Source organism: Caballeronia sp. SL1002 (assembly GCF_057814995.1).
This window is the reverse complement of the sequence record NZ_JBYMUW010000002.1, coordinates 1,823,615-1,839,139: the sequence shown is the minus strand read 5'-3', so window position 1 is coordinate 1,839,139 and position 15,525 is coordinate 1,823,615. Positions and strand designations below refer to the sequence as shown.

General features: G+C 63.3%; 15 protein-coding genes and 2 tRNA genes. 8 read left to right on the top strand and 9 right to left on the bottom strand.

The window, feature by feature from the left end; translation table 11 throughout:
* Window positions 1-48: 48 nt before the first annotated feature.
* Window positions 49-1,560: an exopolyphosphatase gene (ppx, locus tag AC3D25_RS11045; protein ID WP_488888442.1), complete on the top strand. Its 1,512-nt coding sequence runs from the start codon at window positions 49-51 to the stop codon at window positions 1,558-1,560.
* A gap of 68 nt (window positions 1,561-1,628) precedes the next feature.
* Here ppx and AC3D25_RS11040 read toward each other — a convergent pair whose 3' ends face one another.
* On the bottom strand, window positions 1,629-2,447 hold the full coding sequence (locus tag AC3D25_RS11040; protein ID WP_488888441.1) for a GNAT family N-acetyltransferase: 819 nt from the start codon (window positions 2,445-2,447) through the stop codon (window positions 1,629-1,631).
* Between the two features lie 755 nt (window positions 2,448-3,202).
* Entirely contained in the window at window positions 3,203-3,661 is a 459-nt protein-coding gene (locus AC3D25_RS11035) for a SixA phosphatase family protein (protein ID WP_488888440.1), read from the bottom strand.
* A gap of 151 nt (window positions 3,662-3,812) precedes the next feature.
* On the opposite strand from AC3D25_RS11035, the gene AC3D25_RS11030 reads away from it, so the two are divergent.
* The 3 genes from AC3D25_RS11030 (at window position 3,813) to AC3D25_RS11020 (ending at window position 4,837) form a co-directional block, all read left to right on the top strand.
* Window positions 3,813-3,889: transfer RNA gene (locus AC3D25_RS11030), tRNA-Pro, on the top strand.
* 140 nt (window positions 3,890-4,029) lie between these two features.
* Window positions 4,030-4,215, top strand: coding sequence for a hypothetical protein (locus tag AC3D25_RS11025; protein WP_488888439.1), 186 nt, complete (start codon window positions 4,030-4,032; stop codon window positions 4,213-4,215).
* Between the two features lie 31 nt (window positions 4,216-4,246).
* Window positions 4,247-4,837, top strand: a complete 591-nt coding sequence (locus AC3D25_RS11020; RefSeq protein WP_488888438.1) for a Fur family transcriptional regulator — start codon at window positions 4,247-4,249, stop codon at window positions 4,835-4,837.
* Window positions 4,838-5,131: 294 nt separating this feature from the next.
* Here AC3D25_RS11020 and AC3D25_RS11015 read toward each other — a convergent pair whose 3' ends face one another.
* From AC3D25_RS11015 to AC3D25_RS11005, 3 genes are all read right to left on the bottom strand, one after another.
* Window positions 5,132-5,434 (bottom strand): hypothetical protein, encoded by a 303-nt coding sequence (locus AC3D25_RS11015; protein ID WP_488888437.1) that lies wholly within the window; start codon window positions 5,432-5,434, stop codon window positions 5,132-5,134.
* Between the two features lie 62 nt (window positions 5,435-5,496).
* Window positions 5,497-6,189 (bottom strand): peptidoglycan DD-metalloendopeptidase family protein, encoded by a 693-nt coding sequence (locus AC3D25_RS11010; RefSeq protein WP_488888436.1) that lies wholly within the window; start codon window positions 6,187-6,189, stop codon window positions 5,497-5,499.
* A 139-nt stretch (window positions 6,190-6,328) separates the two neighbouring features.
* Window positions 6,329-7,231, bottom strand: a complete 903-nt coding sequence (locus tag AC3D25_RS11005) for an aldose epimerase family protein (protein WP_488888435.1) — start codon at window positions 7,229-7,231, stop codon at window positions 6,329-6,331.
* A gap of 546 nt (window positions 7,232-7,777) precedes the next feature.
* On the opposite strand from AC3D25_RS11005, the gene AC3D25_RS11000 reads away from it, so the two are divergent.
* Window positions 7,778-8,608: an undecaprenyl-diphosphate phosphatase gene (locus AC3D25_RS11000; RefSeq protein ID WP_488888434.1), complete on the top strand. Its 831-nt coding sequence runs from the start codon at window positions 7,778-7,780 to the stop codon at window positions 8,606-8,608.
* 78 nt (window positions 8,609-8,686) lie between these two features.
* Window positions 8,687-8,763 (top strand) — tRNA-Arg (locus AC3D25_RS10995).
* Window positions 8,764-8,813: 50 nt separating this feature from the next.
* Here AC3D25_RS10995 and AC3D25_RS10990 read toward each other — a convergent pair.
* On the bottom strand, window positions 8,814-10,031 hold the full coding sequence (locus AC3D25_RS10990) for a cyanate transporter (protein WP_488888433.1): 1,218 nt from the start codon (window positions 10,029-10,031) through the stop codon (window positions 8,814-8,816).
* A 125-nt stretch (window positions 10,032-10,156) separates the two neighbouring features.
* On the opposite strand from AC3D25_RS10990, the gene AC3D25_RS10985 reads away from it, so the two are divergent.
* On the top strand, window positions 10,157-10,870 hold the full coding sequence (locus tag AC3D25_RS10985) for a GntR family transcriptional regulator (RefSeq protein ID WP_488888432.1): 714 nt from the start codon (window positions 10,157-10,159) through the stop codon (window positions 10,868-10,870).
* An 18-nt stretch (window positions 10,871-10,888) separates the two neighbouring features.
* On the opposite strand, the gene AC3D25_RS10980 is transcribed toward AC3D25_RS10985, so the two are convergent.
* Both AC3D25_RS10980 and AC3D25_RS10975 read right to left on the bottom strand, forming a co-directional pair.
* A complete protein-coding gene (locus AC3D25_RS10980) occupies window positions 10,889-11,857 on the bottom strand; it encodes a sulfonate ABC transporter substrate-binding protein (protein WP_488888431.1) in 969 nt (322 codons plus the stop codon).
* A 197-nt stretch (window positions 11,858-12,054) separates the two neighbouring features.
* Window positions 12,055-13,611 (bottom strand): acid phosphatase, encoded by a 1,557-nt coding sequence (locus AC3D25_RS10975; protein WP_488888430.1) that lies wholly within the window; start codon window positions 13,609-13,611, stop codon window positions 12,055-12,057.
* Window positions 13,612-13,840: 229 nt separating this feature from the next.
* On the opposite strand from AC3D25_RS10975, the gene AC3D25_RS10970 reads away from it, so the two are divergent.
* The gene (locus tag AC3D25_RS10970) at window positions 13,841-15,169 is read left to right on the top strand and encodes a cytochrome-c peroxidase (RefSeq protein WP_488888429.1); all 1,329 of its coding nucleotides are present in this window, start codon (window positions 13,841-13,843) and stop codon (window positions 15,167-15,169) included.
* On the opposite strand, the gene AC3D25_RS10965 is transcribed toward AC3D25_RS10970, so the two are convergent.
* The gene (locus tag AC3D25_RS10965; RefSeq protein ID WP_488888428.1) at window positions 15,166-15,444 is read right to left on the bottom strand and encodes a hypothetical protein; all 279 of its coding nucleotides are present in this window, start codon (window positions 15,442-15,444) and stop codon (window positions 15,166-15,168) included. The genes AC3D25_RS10970 and AC3D25_RS10965 overlap by 4 nt on opposite strands.
* Window positions 15,445-15,525: the final 81 nt, after the last annotated feature.

Genomic DNA, 15,525 nt, shown 5'->3' with positions numbered 1-15,525 from the left:
CGTGGCAGGTTTTATCGCGGTTCTTTCCTACGAATCTGGACAATCCCGATGGTCAATCACCCGCATCTACTCGCCGCCGTCGACCTCGGATCGAACAGCTTCCGGCTTATCGTCGGGCGCGTCGAGGAAACGCCGGCCGGCAGCCAGATCTATCAGGTCGACGCCTTGCGCGAGCCCGTGCGCCTTGCCGCGGGCCTGTCGCGGGACAAATATCTCGACCGTGCGTCGCAGTTGCGCGGCTGGGACGCGCTCAAGCGTTTCGGCGAACGGCTGCGCGACTTTCACCCCGATCACGTCCGCGCGGTCGCGACCAACGCGCTGCGAGTCGCGAAAAATGCCGACGAATTTCTCGCCGAGGCCCAAAGCGCGCTTGGCTTCCCGATCGAAGTGATCGCCGGGCGCGAGGAAGCGCGCCTGATCTACGCGGGCGCGGCGCATTCGGTGCCGGCGAGCGCGGGCAAGCGGCTTGTCGTGGATATCGGCGGCGGATCGACGGAATTCATCATCGGCTCGCATTACGAGCCGATCCACATGGAAAGCCTCTACATCGGCTGCGTGAGCCACAGCCGCCAGTTCTTCGCCGCCGGCAACGTCGACGAATACTCGATGCGGCAAGCCGAACTCGCCGCCAAGCGCGAAATCGAGATCATCTCGGGCGAGTACAAGCAGACCGGCTGGGATCAGGCGATCGGATCGTCGGGCACGGCGCGGGCGCTGGCCGAACTGATCGAGGCGAACGGGTTCAACGATCCAGGCGTCACGCACGGCATTTCGCGCGGCGGGCTGGAGCGCCTGAAGCGCGCGGTCATCAAGGCCGAGAACGTGAACCGGCTGAAGCTCGTCGCGCTGAAGGCCGACCGCATTCCGGTGCTCGCGGGCGGGTTGTCGATCATGCTCGGCGTGTTCGAGGAACTGGGCATCGATTACGTCGATACGACCGACGGCGCGCTGCGGCTCGGCGTGCTGTACGACCTGCTCGGGCGATCGCAGCATCAGGACATGCGCACGGTGACGGTGGAAGGATTCAAGCGGCGTTACGGCGTGGACGCCGCGCAATCCGACCGGATCGCTGAACTGGCGATCAGCTTCTACGAGCAGCTCGACGAACCCGACGAAGAGCGCCGCCAGGAAAGCCGCATGTTTCTCGCGTGGGCGGCGGCGCTGCACGAAATCGGGCTGTCGATTGCCCACAGCGCGTATCACAAGCACTCCGCGTACATCGCAAGCCACGCGGACATGCCGGGTTTTTCGCGCACCGATCAGGCGCGGCTCGCGGCTCTGGTGCTCGGTCATGCGGGCAAGCTCGGCAAGTTGTCGCAGGCGCGCGATGTCGACTGGACGCTGCTGTTTTGTCTGCGGCTCGCGGCGCTTTTGAGTCGCCGGCGCGCCGATGTGGGGCTGCCCGCGATCGAGGTGAAGCAGGCGAGCGGCGGCTTCGACGTGCGTCTCGCGAACGACTGGGTCGCGAAAAATCCGCTCACCGATTACAGCCTCGTCCAGGAAGCGGCCGAGTGGGAGAAGGTCGGCCAGCCGTATCGCGTGGTTTATACGGAAGACTGAACGGTCGAGCACATTCGATAAAAAGCCCTGCCGGAAGCGATTTCCGGCAGGGCTTTTTTATTTTGCGTTCAGCGCGAGGCGGCTTTCGTGCTCGTGTCGCCCATGAAGTGCCGGGCGTAGCGCGCGTTGATATCGGTCAGGCGGAACAGCGTGAGAAAGTCGGCCGTGTTGAAGTCCGGATCCCAGGCGGGCGCGCCGCAAATCTTCGCGCCGAGCCGCAGATAGCCCTTCACGAGCGGCGGCGGGCTGACTTCCGCGCCGGTGCGCAACTCCTCGACAGGCAGCGGCGTGTGCGCGAACGCGCGGTATTCGGGCGCGGTGAGCGCATCGCGGCTGAGCGAGCAATAGAGATTCGCCGCGTAATGCCCACCGTCGATCATCCCGACGCTCGCGCAGCCGAGCATTGTCTCGTAGCCGTTTTGCTTCATGTAGGCAGCGAGCCCGCCCCATAGCGACATGATGACGGCGCCGCTGCGGTAATCGGGATGCACGCACGAGCGGCCGACTTCCACGAGTTTCGGGCGCAGGTGCGTGAGGCGCGACACGTCGAATTCGCTCTCGGCGTACAGGCGGCCGATACGCGCCGCCTGGTGCGGCGGTAGCACGCGGTACGTGCCGACCACTTTCAGCGTATCGAGATCGCGCACGAGCAGGTGATCGCAGTATGCATCGAACGCATCGACGTCGAGGCCCGCCGGGCCTTTCAGATGCGCGCCCATTTCCTCCGAGAACACGCGATAGCGCAGGCGTTGCGCCTCGCGGACGGCGTCGTCGGGGCGCGCCCACGACACATGCAGGCGATGCTGACCCGCGACGGTTTCGGCCGCGCGCGGCAGACGGCGCGGATCGAGCGAGAGCGGCAGGGCTGGCGTCGACGGATTTTGCATTGGCGTTCCTCGATAGGACTGGGTCCTTGCCAATGTAGTAATTGCGAATGACGCTCGCGTGGCGCGGGGGTGACGTTTCAATGAACGAGAAGGGGCGCTGGCGCTTGGTTTTGCAGTGGTCTTTGGGGAACTTGCTTTCGCGTGCGGTTAGCAGCGATGGCCCTGTCCGGGCCGCGGTTTTTGGTTTTGCTGGCGCTCGTTGCTTTTGTTTGCCTGTGGTGTCTGGGAACTTGCTTTCGTGTCGGTTTATTAGCACGCCGCTGTGCGCGGCAGCAGTCACTTTCTTTGCTGCTGCAAAGAAAGTAACCAAAGAAAGCAGCTTATCCGGCTAAGTGTCCACCACGAATAACTGCGCGGATAGGCGCGCAAGCTGACTATGGCAACTCGCATTCGTTGGTATTGGCACAGCACTTGTCAGTTCCATCCTCGCTGCGCTCGTACGTCGGGCATATCTCACAACCGGCGGTCGGTTTGGTTTGTTCGGTTATGCCGTTCCGGCAGGCACTTCGTGCCTGCCGGGATGAATGAGCGGTTCCACTCTGTTGTGTGGTGCGATGGCCGAATCAGCTTGCGCACCACTCCGGGAAACCGTTCGTGGTGGACACTTAGACGGACTAGCTGCTTTCTTTGGTTACTTTCTTTGCAGCAGCAAAGAAAGTGACTGCTGCCGCGCATAGCGGCGTGCTTATAAACCTACACGAATGCAAGTTCCCAGAAAGCACAGGCAAACAAAGGCAACGAGCACGAGCGCCCGCTCAAAGCAAATCCGGACACGTCACCGCGCGCAGAACGGCCTGCGCACCCCCACCTCGCGTGCGCCCCTGCAACCACCAGATTCCCGATTTCTTGACCGACCATTCGGCTTCATCGCCGGTCATGAGCCACGATGCAACCTGGCCGATCGTCGGCTGATGACCCACCACAACAACCGTCTGCGCGACGCCCTCCGGCCAACCGGCTGCATCGAGCAGAGCCTGCGCGCTGCCGCCCGGCGCCAGCTCGCGCACCACGCGATACTGATCGCCGAACGCCTCGGCAGTCTGGATCGTTCGCGTGGCGGGACTCACGAGAAAGACGGCGTGATCGCCGAGACGACTCTTCAGCCATCTGGCCGTTGCCTGCGCCTGCCTGCGGCCTCGCGCCGTCAACTGCCGGGCGAGATCGCTCGACGCCTGATCTTCGGCCTCGGCGTGACGCCAGAGAATAAGGTCCATGCGCATTTCTCCTCGGTGATCGGATGTTCCGCGGATGCATCAAGCGCGCTAAAACACGCGCGCTACAGCAGACCGCAGAATCCATTCCAGTATCTTCGACGCTTTTCGTTGCACCCAGTTCGGGAAAACGCTAGAATCTGCGGCTTGGCTTCGGAGCGTAGCGCAGCCTGGTAGCGCATCTGATTTGGGATCAGAGGGTCGTAGGTTCGAATCCTATCGCTCCGACCACGATATAAAAGTAGGGGTTATGAGTTTGCACTCATAACCCCTTTGTCGTTTTTGCAGCTTTCGCACTTCAGCCGTTCCGCGCCGGTCACATTGCCGATACTCTCGGCTTCGCGTCGGAACGGCTCTCTACGGACAGGTTCATGCCGCGCATCGTTATCGCCTTGATTTTCGCCTTGCCGCTCGCGCTCGCCGCGTGCGTCGCCGATCCCGATTCCACGTCGAAGAAACACACGCCGCCGCAAGATCCGCCCGACTATCACGGCGTCCCCACCGACACGCGCCCGCCCTCCATGCTCGACAGCCCGGCCGTCGGCCAGCCGAAATAACGGCGTCATGGCCGCGGCGTATAATTGCGCGATGACGACGCCCGCCACCGAAGCCCCCGATTTGAGCGATCACGCCACCGATCACCCGGGCGACCACGCGCGTGACCACAATCACGCGGCGGCGTCGGCCGAGGCGCTGCAGGCCGCGGTTTCAATGGCCGATGCCTACTGCCGCGAACGCGGCCAGAAGCTCACGCCCATCCGCCGCACCGTACTCGAATTGCTGCTCGCGTCGGGGCGCGCAACCAAGGCTTACACGCTGCTCGACGAGATGCGCGCGATGCATCCGAACGCATCGCCGCCGACCGTTTATCGCGCGCTCGATTTTCTGCTGTCGGCAGGGCTGATCCACCGGATCGAATCGATCAACGCGTTCACCGTGTGCCACGACCTCACGCATTGCCAACACGGCGTGCTCGTGGTCTGCCAGAAGTGCGGCCGCGTGACCGAATTGCCGCAGCAAAAGCAATTGCGCCAGAGTCTTGTCGCGCAAGTCGAGGCGAGCGGTTATCGGCTTACCGGCGACGACATCGAATTAAAAGGCGTGTGCCCCGCATGCCAGGCGGCGGAAGATCCGGCCGCCCATCTGCACGATCAAGCGGTTCGGAATCCCGGGCACTAATCTGGGAGCAAAAGTAAAAAAGACCGCTCAGCGCACGCTGAAGCGGTCTTTTTTTGCTTGTTCGTCGGGCGAGTTCACGCAAAAGTCTTACGACAGCGGTAATATTTCGCGTCATTCACTTCGCGCTAACCGCTGAGCCGACGATGCACCTGCTCTGGATTGTCCTTCTCGTATGGCCGGTGGCGATCGCGTTGCTGATCGCGTTCGCCGTGCATATCGATCCCGCGTCGGGCCGCGTCAGTCAATTCGGACGGCCGGGGCGACGCGCAAACGCATCGTCGCGGCATCGTCACTTCATTGCTTGCAGCGGATCACCATCGACCGGTTCTTGATGTTCGTGCCGAAAATGCCGGCCACCGAGCCACCCGCGGTCGCGCCATTATCGGCGTCCTTCGAGATCACGTCGTAGCCATACGCACCGCAGGTTTCGCCAGCCTTTTGATAGCATTCCGCCCAGCTCGCGCTCGCGTCGCCGCCGCTGCAGTTGATGGCGAATCCGGCGTCGCCCGAGGGCAGGTAGGTCATGGTCGAGGAGTTGGCGCAGCCCGCGAGCACGAGTACCGCTGCGAGCGCCGTGGCTCCAAACATCATTTTCATCGAGTTTTTCCTCAATACTTTGGGTCGGCGCGCGGCAGGATTTGACCGTGTTCGAGCCAGATTTACCGCGTGGGCAGGTAACGCGCCGGATCGATCGAGCGTCCGAGATAGCGCAGTTCGAAGTGCAGCATGACGCGGTTCGTGTCGGTATCGCCCATTTCCGCGATCGGCTGGCCTTGCGCAACGCTCTGGCCTTCCTTCACTAGCAGCGCGCGATTGTGCGCGTAGGCGGTCAGATAATCGGCGTTGTGCTTGATGATCAGCATATTGCCGTATCCGCGCAGGCCGTTGCCCGCGTAGACGACCGAACCTGCCGCAGCCGCCACGATCTTCGTTCCGGGAACGTTAGCAATATCGATGCCTTTCGAGCTCTGGCCGTCGAAGCCGCGGATCTGGCTGCCCGCGGCCGGCCAGACGAGCGCGATACTCGTGGCGGGCTTGGCGGCGGCCGTGTTGGCGTCGCTACCGGACGACGGCGCGCTCCTTCGCGGCGCTGGCGCGGTGGATTGTGCAGCGCCAGCCGATCCCGCCGGCGGCGCGATACGCAAGACCTGGCCGACTTCGATCGCGTCGCTGTTCGGCAGGTTGTTCCAGCGCGCGATGCTCTGCACCGACGTGCGATTTTCCCGCGCGATCTTCGAAACCGTATCGCCCCGTTCAACCCGGTAAAACCCCGGCCCGACCGGTGCCGAGCCACATGCGGCGAGCACTGCGATCAGCGACACGCAGATGAGCCGTCGAATTCTTTTTGCCAACTTTCAACCCCGGAATGCGCCGCCGCGAGCAGAAGGTGCGCGGCGGACCGAAACGTCTGATTTTAACGTCTCGTACGCGCGACGGCGGAAAACCCGCGTCTCCGCCATCGCGCGCCATTGTTTTCGCGGCGTCGGCCGATCACTCGACCGGCGTGACGACCAGGCGCAGCGTCGCCGTTTCTGTCTTGCCCGGCGCAAGCCAGCGCAGGCCGCGCCCGTTGTGGATCGCGTCCGGCAGGCCGAGCCACGGTTCGACGCAGTAGTAATCGACGGTGTCGGACGCCGCCCAGGTCGTCACCGCGTACCAGGACACCGAATCCGGCTGATCCAGCTCGAAGCGGACCTCGCGCTTCAGGCCCGGCGTGATGAAGCGCACGGGTTGTTCGGCTGGACCGGTAAAGCAATGAAACTGGTCGATGATGCTCGCGTCGTCGAGCGTATAGCGCGGCGAACCGGCCGTGGCCTCGCTGATCGTGCCGTCCGGAAACTGGCGGCGGCGCTCCGTGCGCGGCAGTTCCACGCTGCTGATCGCGCGTTGCTCGTGCGGCAGATCGAAGTAGAAATGATGCCCGGCGTAGTAGGGCAGCGGCACTTCGCCCGGGTTCGAGGTGGTCAGTTCGACTTCGAGCGTCGTCGCATCGACGATGCGGTACGCCGCCTCGAAACGAAACGCAAACGGATAACCTTCGCGGGTCGCGTCGCTATCGACGAGCGTCGTGCGTACGCCGTGACCGTCCGCGTCGCGCGTGAACGTAAACGGCAGAACGCGCGCGAAGCCGTGCATCGCGAGCGGACGCACGACGCCTTCCGCGTCACGCCACTTGCCGATTTCGCCATCGACGAAATGCCGGCCCAGGAACGGAAACAGCAGCGGGTTGCCGCCACGGATTTTCGCGAAGTCCGCCAAATCCGCGCCGGCAGGCCAGTGCAGCACATCCTCACCGCCGACCTGCCAGGTCATGAGCCGCGCGCCTTCGGTCGGCGCCACCTTGATGGATGCGCCGTCGCGCTCGATTTCGATGATGTCTTGCTCAGATGCCATGATTCATCCCGCTCCCAGTTAGCGATTCAAGCCTGAATTATCCGATACGGCCCGCTTGCCGCGCGGCTCCGATACCGCGCCGCTCATTGTCCTACGGGCAAACCCTTTGCGGGAAACTGCGGCTGACAAAAACCTGTCCGTTGTGACAATAATGCGTACAGAAATGTCGGGTAACCCACTGACGAGGAGCGGAAATGGATCTGGCGATGACAATGGCACTGGCGATGTTCGGCATGTTCAGCGTGAGCACCGCGCTGTTCCTATATAAGCTCAAACCATAAAGCCATATCGCCGTTTCAGGGAATTAATAGCAGCGAATTAGGCCCGCCTTTCGGCGGGCTTTTTTATTTATTACATTTTTATTATGTTTAACTGACGATTAATTATTCTGTCGGAAGTGTGCGTCAAACGCTTGGCCCGTTAATTCGCGGACGGCATAATCGGTCCCGTTTGCGCGCCGTGCGGCGATGCAACACAGTCACGATATTTCGCCGACAAGCTCATCACGCACGGCGCGCGTTAATCTCCACGACCAAGGATCGACGCGTGACACTCTGGTTTCTGATCTTTCTCAGCGTGCTGCAAGGCGTGACCGAATTGTTTCCGGTCAGCAGTCTCGGCCATACGCTTCTCGTCCCCGGCCTCATCGGGATGCATATCGACAAACACGCGCCGCAATTGCTGCCCTTCCTGGTGGCGCTGCATCTCGGCACCGCCTTCGCGCTACTCTGGTATTTCCGCAAGCGCTGGATTGCGCTGATCACCGGCTGGTTCGCATCGTTCGGCGGACGCCGCAACGACGACGCGCACATGATGTGGGCGCTGATCATCGGCACGATTCCGACGGGGATCGTCGGGCTTGTGCTCGAAAAGCGGCTTGAGTCGATCTTTCACGATTTGCGGATCGTCGCTGCCGCGCTGATGGTGAACGGCGTGTTGCTGTGGGCGGGCGACCGGCTGCAGCGCGCGCGCGCGACGCGTGCGCCCGAAAATCTCACGTTCAAGCAGGCGTTTCTGGTCGGACTGGCGCAGATCGGCGCGTTGATCCCCGGCTTTTCGCGCAGCGGCCTGACGATCATCGCGGGTGTCGGCGCGGGAATGACGGCTGAAAAAGCCGCGGAATTCTCGTTCCTGCTCGGCACGCCGATCATCTTCGCCGCCGGCGTGCTCGAATTGCCGAAGCTTTTCCACGCACCGGACCAGCTCGGCGACGCGCTGCTCGGCGGCGTGCTGACCGGCATCGCGGCGTATCTGAGCGTGCGCTTCCTGATGCACTATTTCGAAGGACGCGGACGGCTGGCGTCGTTCGGCGTGTATTGCGTGATCGCGGGGGCGCTGTGTCTAGGCTGGTTCATGACGCATCCGCAGCCGATCTGATTCGCTGCATGGACGCGGGGTGCGCTGGAACAGTCCGGCGCGCTCCGCGATGAGGTAAAATCCTCGCTCTTCTGGAACGCGGCAGTAGCTCAGCTGGATAGAGCATCGGCCTTCTAAGCCGAGGGGCGGGGGTTCGAGTCCCTCCTGCCGTGCCAGAGACCTCGCTTCATCTGCGTTCATGTCAGAACGCATCACAGCCACCGCATCACCCACGCCCCTCAGCAAGCCGTGCCCTCCGCGCGCCCACTCGCGTGCGCATCGCTTTCGCGTAGCCATGCGGCGCGAACACCCACGTCAGCGCGATCATCGCCGCGACGCCAGCGAGCAGCATTCCCCACGACACCGTAAATCCGCCGCTAGCATCGCGCGCAATACCCGCGACGATCGGCGCGACCGCCGCGATCACGAAGCCCACGCCCTGCACGAACGCCACGAGCCGCGCGGCGAGAGCGGGTTGATCGGCGTGATCGAGCGTCATTACTAGCGTGAGCGCAAACGCGCCGCCCAAGCCCGCGCCGAGCAGCGCGACCACGACGAGCGGCGCTTCGAGCGGCGCGAACAGCAGCATCGCGAAGCCGCACGCCTGCGCCGCCAGCGCCGCCGCGAGCCACGGACGACGATCACGGCAACGCGCCGCCGCCATCGGCAACAGCAGGGCGCTGGCGGCCTGGAAGACGGTCATCATCGCGAGCAGCGCGCCGCTCTCGGCGACGCTCCAGCCGAGTTGCTGGTAATACGCCGGCAACCATGCGACGAGGCACGTATAACCGCCGTTCACCACGCCGAAATGCACGCCGAGCGTCCACGCGCGCCGGTTGAAAAAGAGCGACGAATGCACGGCGCGCGTGTCGTCGCGATGCACGCTGAACGATCGCGCGAGCCACCACCACAACGCAAGCGCTACCACCGCCGGCATCGCCCAGAACGCGAGGCCGGCGTGCCACGACACCATCGCCGCGATCTTCGGCGTGACGCTTGCGCCGAGACCGCCGCCGGCCATGATCGATGCCGAATACAGTCCCATCGCGAACGGCAGGCGGGACGTGAAGCGCGCTTTCATCACGCCCGGCAGCAACGCCTGAACGACGGCGACACCCACGCCCGCAACGACCGCGCTCGCGATCAGCGCGCCGCCGGTCTGAATGAGCGCGCGCGCCGCACACGCGATGGCGATCGCGATCAGTCCAACCGCGACACCTCGCGCCTCGCCGATGCCGCGCGAAAGCAAACCCGCGCCGAACGCGCAGATGCCCATCGCGACCACAGGCAGGCCGGTCAGGAGCGACGCGCTCTGAAAAGCGAGGCCGGTCGAGTCGCGGATCACGCCCATGAGCGGGCTGATCGAGGTGAGGAGAGGCCGCAGATTCAGCCCGATCGAGACGATCACGAGCAGCCAGACGAAGTCGGTGCGCATGGCTTTCATGTTCGATATCTCCGTAAAATGGTCAACCAAAATGCGTTAAGATGGTTGACCAAAAGACGAAGCCTACACGACTCGCCACACTGTGACGCGACCGAATAGTGCTTATAACAGGCGACATTCTCTTCATGTCCAGCAAAGAAAATGCGGTCTCAACCGATCTCTCCATCGACGAACGCGTCCACGCGTCGATCACCGCGGCCTTGCTCCAGGGCAAGCTCGCGCCGGGCGCGCAACTGGTCGAACGCGATCTCGCGGCGGCGTTCGGCTGCACGCGCGGCACGATCCGCAAGGTGCTGACGCGGCTTGGTTTCGAGGGCAAGGTCGTGCTGGAGGCGAATCGCGGCGCGTTCGTGCCGTCGCCTTCGGCGCCGGATATCCGGCGTGTTTATCGGGCGCGGCAGGTGGTCGAGGCGGGCGTCGCGGTGACGTTGTGCGGGAAGCTCAGCGCCGCGCAGCAACGCAGTTTGCGGGCGCATGTGAAGCGCGAGGCGCGGGCGTCGAAGGAAGGGCGCGTCGCGGACAGCGTGCAGCTCGCGGGCCAGTTCCATCTGTTGCTGACCGAGCTCGCGGGCGCGCCGGAACTCGATGTTTTCGCGGGACAACTCGTCGCGAAGACGGAGTTGTACAAGGCGCTCTTCGATCCATCGAAGGCGTCGAGTTGCTCGGCCGACGAGCATCGGCACTTGATCGACGCGCTCGTGGCGGGCGATCTACCGGCCGCGCTCGATACACTGCGCGCGCATCTCGACGAACTCGAAGCGCGCGTGATCGCGCGGGCCGATGCGCGCGGCGAAAACGATCTCGCCGCGCTGTTCGGCGGCGATATTCAGCACGAGTAAATCAAGCGGCGATTCGCCCTATTTGGCCGCCGTACGCGTGGCATTCTCTTCGCGCCAGACGTTGTCCTGCACCGTCACCTGTTTGGGAATCAGCTTCGCCTGATAGAACGCATCGGCGACACCTTGCTGAGTCGTGACGATCTGATCGTTGATCGGCGTCGCGGCGTAAGGCACGCGGCGAATCCACTTTTCGACGATAGCCGTATCCAGCCCGATCTTCGGCGCGAGCAACGCGGCGGTCTCTGTCGGATGCTGCGTCACCCACGCCCCGCCCGCGCGCAATTGCTCGATCACGGCGCGCACCGCTTGCGGATTTTGCTGCGCGAACGTGCGCGTCGCTTCGTAGAAATTGAACGGCTTCGGCAGGCCGGCGTAATCGGCGAGCGTTCGCACCTTCAACGTCTGCTGCGCCGATACGTAGTACGGATCCCACACGACCCACGCATCGACGTCGCCGTTTTCGAACGCGGCGCGCGCGTCGGCGGGCGGCAAATAGACGGGACGGATATCGGCGAGCGTGAGGTTCGCTTTCTTCAGCACTTCGAGCAGCAGGAAGTTCGAACTCGATCCCTTTTGCAACGCGACGCGGCGGCCTTTCAGGTCGGCGAGCGCGCGTACCGGCGAGTCCGCCTTCACGAAGATCGCCTCGTTACTTTCGCCGCCCGGCTCCGCGCCGACATAAACGAAATTGACCCCGGCCGCCTGCGCGAACACGGGCGGCGGCGCGCCGGTGTAGCCGAAGTCGATACTGCCGCCGTTCAGCGCCTCCAGCAGTTGCGGACCGGCCGGAAACTCGTACCACGAGACCGTGTAGCCGAGCGGCTTGAGCTTCTGTTCGAGCGTGCCTTGCGCCTTCAGGACGGCGAGCAGGCCCGCCTTCTGATAACCGACGCGAATCTGATGACCCGGCGCGTCCTCGGCAAAGGCGAGCGGGGCGGCGGTGAGAGAAAGCAGGGCGGCAAGCAGAAGCGGGCGAATGGATTTCATGACGGATCGGAGGTTTCTCGGCAGGACAAATTAGTCGATGTCCAATGACCATATCGGGCCGCGCGCCACCCGTCGACCAAGCGATCGTTCGAAGCTAATCACGAACTGCGTGAAATCTAATCCGGGCTTCAAATAAAACAGAAAGGGCAGCCGAAGTTGCCCTTTCTCGTACTGAAGGAATCAACCGATGCGCGCCTTTAGAAGCTCAGCGCGTTGGTCAGATCGCCCATCGGCTTGTTGCCGTTCGCGGTGAGCGCGGCGTCGCGGGAGACGAGACCCGGCAGGTTAGGCAGCGAATAGCGATGCGTGATGAAGCGCAGGATCGACGTGGTGTCGTATTGCGTGTGATCGACGAAGCCTTTTTTCGCGTACGGCGAGACGATCAGCGCCGGAATCCGCGAACCCGGGCCCCAGCGGTCGCCCTTCGGCGGGCCGACGTGATCCCAGAAGCCGCCGTTCTCGTCATACGTCACGATCACGACCATGTTGCTCCACTGCGGGCTCTTCTGCAGATGCGAGATCAGATCCGCGATGTGGGCATCGCCCGATGAAACGTCCGTGTAACCCGCGTGCTCGTTCAGGTTGCCCTGCGGCTTGTAGAACGACACTTGCGGCAGCGTGCCCGCGTCGATCGCCTTGATGAACTCCGAACCGGCCAGGCCGCCATCGCGCAAATGCTGCGTGCGATTCGCCGTGCCCGGCGCGAGATCGGCGAAGTAGTTGAACGGCTGGTGATGCGTCTGGAAGTTCGGCACCGAATTCGTCGAGCCGTAGATGTTCGTTGCATCGGTGAGCGCCGCGCCCCACGCGCCGCCGTACCACGCCCACGACACGCCCGCGTTGTTCAGCAAGTCGCCGATATGCTGTTGCGTCTGCGGCGGCAGCGTCGTGGCGACAGTCGGATCCGCGAGCGTGGCATCGCCGCCCGACGGCGCTTTGTTGCCGCTCGGCTGATACGGCGGCTGCATCGTGTTGATCGCGTAGAAGTCGGGCGTGAGGTTGCCGGAATTCACGAACTTAGGAATGCCCGTGATCGCCGACGCAGGCGAATTCGACGCAAGTTGCAGCGAGACGCCGTCCGCGTTCACGGCGGACACCGAGCTTGCGGCGGGGCTCGTCGATGCGTTCGGATACACCGGCGTGCACGCGCAGATGAGCCACTGGTGGTTCAGGAACGAACCGCCGAATGCGCCCATGAAGAAGTTGTCGGCGAGCGTGTATTGCTGCGCGATCTTGTAAAGCGGGAGCTTGTCGGCGTTGGTGTTGTAGTGGCCCATGACGAGACCGCCCGAGTCGGCCCACGCGGCGAACTTGTCGTTCTTGCCGCCGTCGATCTGCATCTGGTTCTCGTAGAAACGGTGATACAGGTCGCGCGTCGTGACGGAGAGCGGCAAGTTGAAGCCCGCCGGATCGTCGATGGCGAATGGCGAGTTCGGCAGGTTCACCGTCATCGCTTGCGTGATCGCGGGCGTGACGCCGGTCGCGGTGAGACCGTTCCAGATCGGCGGAAGCGTGCTGAGCAGGCTGCCGTCGCGGTCGAGCTGCTGCGAGTTCGCCGCCGTCACGTTCTGCAGGCCGTTCGCGCCCGGGAAGTTACCGTACAGATTGTCGAAGCTGCGGTTTTCCGCGTAGATCACGACGATGTTCTTCACCGACGAAATATCGGCGTGGCTGTCGTCGTGGCCGCCACAGGCGTACAGGCCGAATGCGGCGAGGGCCGTGAGCGGCACCGCGCAGACGAGTTTCTTGTTCATCAGAGTCTCTCTCTTGTTGGGGAGCCGGCGAACCTTGTAATCACTTGTCGCCGACGCCGTGCAGTCTCGCAGGCGGATTTGACGCACGCATGTAAGGGAGCTTACGAATGCGTAATTTTCAGTAAGCGGTGAGTTAAGGCGCGGCGGTGGCGTCGGCTTCGCGCGGTGTCATGCGTTCGACATATCGGTGACATACGCTGCGGCTTCCCTGGACTTTGCTGCTTCGCCCATGCCCGCTTTTCATCGCTTGCCGTTCGCCGTATCGACACTCGTTTTCGCCGCATTGACGGCCGCGCTCACGGGCTGCGATTCGCATGCGTCTAGCCCTGCGGCCAGCAATGTCCCAAATGCGGTTCAATCTGCAGGCACCGCGACGGCGGGCAAGACCCGCGCCGAAGTCTTCGCGGCGACCTCGCAGATGACCGTCCTCGGCGAAAAGATTTTCTTCGATCCCTCGCTGTCCGGCTCCGGCAAGCTTGCTTGCGTGTCGTGCCACAGCCCGCAACACGCGTTCGGGCCGCCGAACGCGTTGTCCGTGCAATTCGGCGGCAGCGACATGCATCGGCCGGGCTTTCGCGCGGTGCCGTCGCTGAAATACCTGCAATCGGTGCCGCAATTCACCGAGCATTTCCACGATTCCGACGACGAAGGCGACGAGAGCGTCGATGCCGGCCCGACCGGCGGCCTGACCTGGGACGGCCGCGCGGATCACGGTGCGGATCAGGCGCGCATTCCGTTGTTGTCGTCGTTCGAGATGGGCAGCACGCCCGCGAAAGTGGTGGCCGCCGTCAAGGCCGCGCCCTACGCCGATGCGTTCCGCCAAACTTTCGGCGCGACGATTTTCGATCACGACGACCACGCGTTCGCCGCGATCCTGAGCTCGCTCGAAGCGTTCGAGCAGAAGCCCGCGACGTTCTATCCGTACACGAGCAAGTTCGACGCGTATCTCGCCGGCACGACCAAACTCAGCGCCGCGGAAATGCACGGTCTGGAGCTTTTCAACGACGAAACCAAGGGAAATTGCGCGGCCTGCCACATCAGCCAGCGCGCGAAGGACGGCTCACCGCCGCAGTTCAGCGACTTCGGCTTGATCGCGATCGGCGTGCCGCGCAACCGCAATCTGCCGATCAACAAGAACGCGAGTTATCACGATCTCGGCGCGTGCGGCCCCGAGCGGACCGACCTGAAAGGACGCGACGAATTTTGCGGCCTGTTCCGCACGCCGTCGCTGCGTAACGTCGCGACGCGCAAGGTGTTTTTCCACAACGGCGTCTATCACTCGCTCGACGAAGTCGTGCGCTTTTACGTCCAGCGCGATACGAATCCTGAGAAGTTTTATCCGGTGTCGAAGGGGGTGGTGCAGAAATATGACGACTTGCCGAAACGTTACTGGGCGAACGTCAATACGGAAGCGCCGTTCGATCGCAAGCCGGGCGACAAACCCGCGCTCGACGAGAGCGAAATCAAGGACGTCGTGGCTTTCCTGAATACGCTGACCGACGGCTATCAGCCGGCGAAAACGGCCGCGAACGGGATTGTCGCGGCCAAGGCGAACTAGCTGGCAAGCAGCCGGCAGAGCACCATCAACGCGACGAAAGACGCGCCGAGCAGGGTCATGCCCAACCACGTGAGCGCGCGCGGCCATTTCATCGGCACGCCGGACCACGGCTCGATGGACCACGGCGCGGCGGACAGCGGCTCAGCGGGGCGCCGCACGAGCATCCGGTCGAGCGCGACGACCGAGCGCGGCACGCTTGCCGCGCACGCGATGCACGCGCCGCAGAAAAGCCAGTACATCCACGGCGAGAAGTTGTTCGTAAGCAGGGCGATCATGGCGGCTCGCGGAAAGAGAAGAGCTTTCAAGCTTATCGGCGGCCAGTTTTTGCGCCCATCAGATCAATCTCAAAATTACCC

What these genes read in the sequence shown, in the direction of transcription:
- ppx (WP_488888442.1), top strand. Translation starts at nt 49, where the DNA reads ATGGTCAATCACCCGCATCTACTCGCCGCCGTCGACCTCGGATCGAAC.
- AC3D25_RS11040 (WP_488888441.1), bottom strand. Translation starts at nt 2,447, where the DNA reads ATGCAAAATCCGTCGACGCCAGCCCTGCCGCTCTCGCTCGATCCGCGC.
- AC3D25_RS11035 (WP_488888440.1), bottom strand. Translation starts at nt 3,661, where the DNA reads ATGGACCTTATTCTCTGGCGTCACGCCGAGGCCGAAGATCAGGCGTCG.
- AC3D25_RS11025 (WP_488888439.1), top strand. Translation starts at nt 4,030, where the DNA reads ATGCCGCGCATCGTTATCGCCTTGATTTTCGCCTTGCCGCTCGCGCTC.
- AC3D25_RS11020 (WP_488888438.1), top strand. Translation starts at nt 4,247, where the DNA reads ATGACGACGCCCGCCACCGAAGCCCCCGATTTGAGCGATCACGCCACC.
- AC3D25_RS11015 (WP_488888437.1), bottom strand. Translation starts at nt 5,434, where the DNA reads ATGAAAATGATGTTTGGAGCCACGGCGCTCGCAGCGGTACTCGTGCTC.
- AC3D25_RS11005 (WP_488888435.1), bottom strand. Translation starts at nt 7,231, where the DNA reads ATGGCATCTGAGCAAGACATCATCGAAATCGAGCGCGACGGCGCATCC.
- AC3D25_RS10990 (WP_488888433.1), bottom strand. Translation starts at nt 10,031, where the DNA reads ATGAAAGCCATGCGCACCGACTTCGTCTGGCTGCTCGTGATCGTCTCG.
- AC3D25_RS10985 (WP_488888432.1), top strand. Translation starts at nt 10,157, where the DNA reads ATGTCCAGCAAAGAAAATGCGGTCTCAACCGATCTCTCCATCGACGAA.
- AC3D25_RS10980 (WP_488888431.1), bottom strand. Translation starts at nt 11,857, where the DNA reads ATGAAATCCATTCGCCCGCTTCTGCTTGCCGCCCTGCTTTCTCTCACC.
- AC3D25_RS10975 (WP_488888430.1), bottom strand. Translation starts at nt 13,611, where the DNA reads ATGAACAAGAAACTCGTCTGCGCGGTGCCGCTCACGGCCCTCGCCGCA.
- AC3D25_RS10970 (WP_488888429.1), top strand. Translation starts at nt 13,841, where the DNA reads ATGCCCGCTTTTCATCGCTTGCCGTTCGCCGTATCGACACTCGTTTTC.
- AC3D25_RS10965 (WP_488888428.1), bottom strand. Translation starts at nt 15,444, where the DNA reads ATGATCGCCCTGCTTACGAACAACTTCTCGCCGTGGATGTACTGGCTT.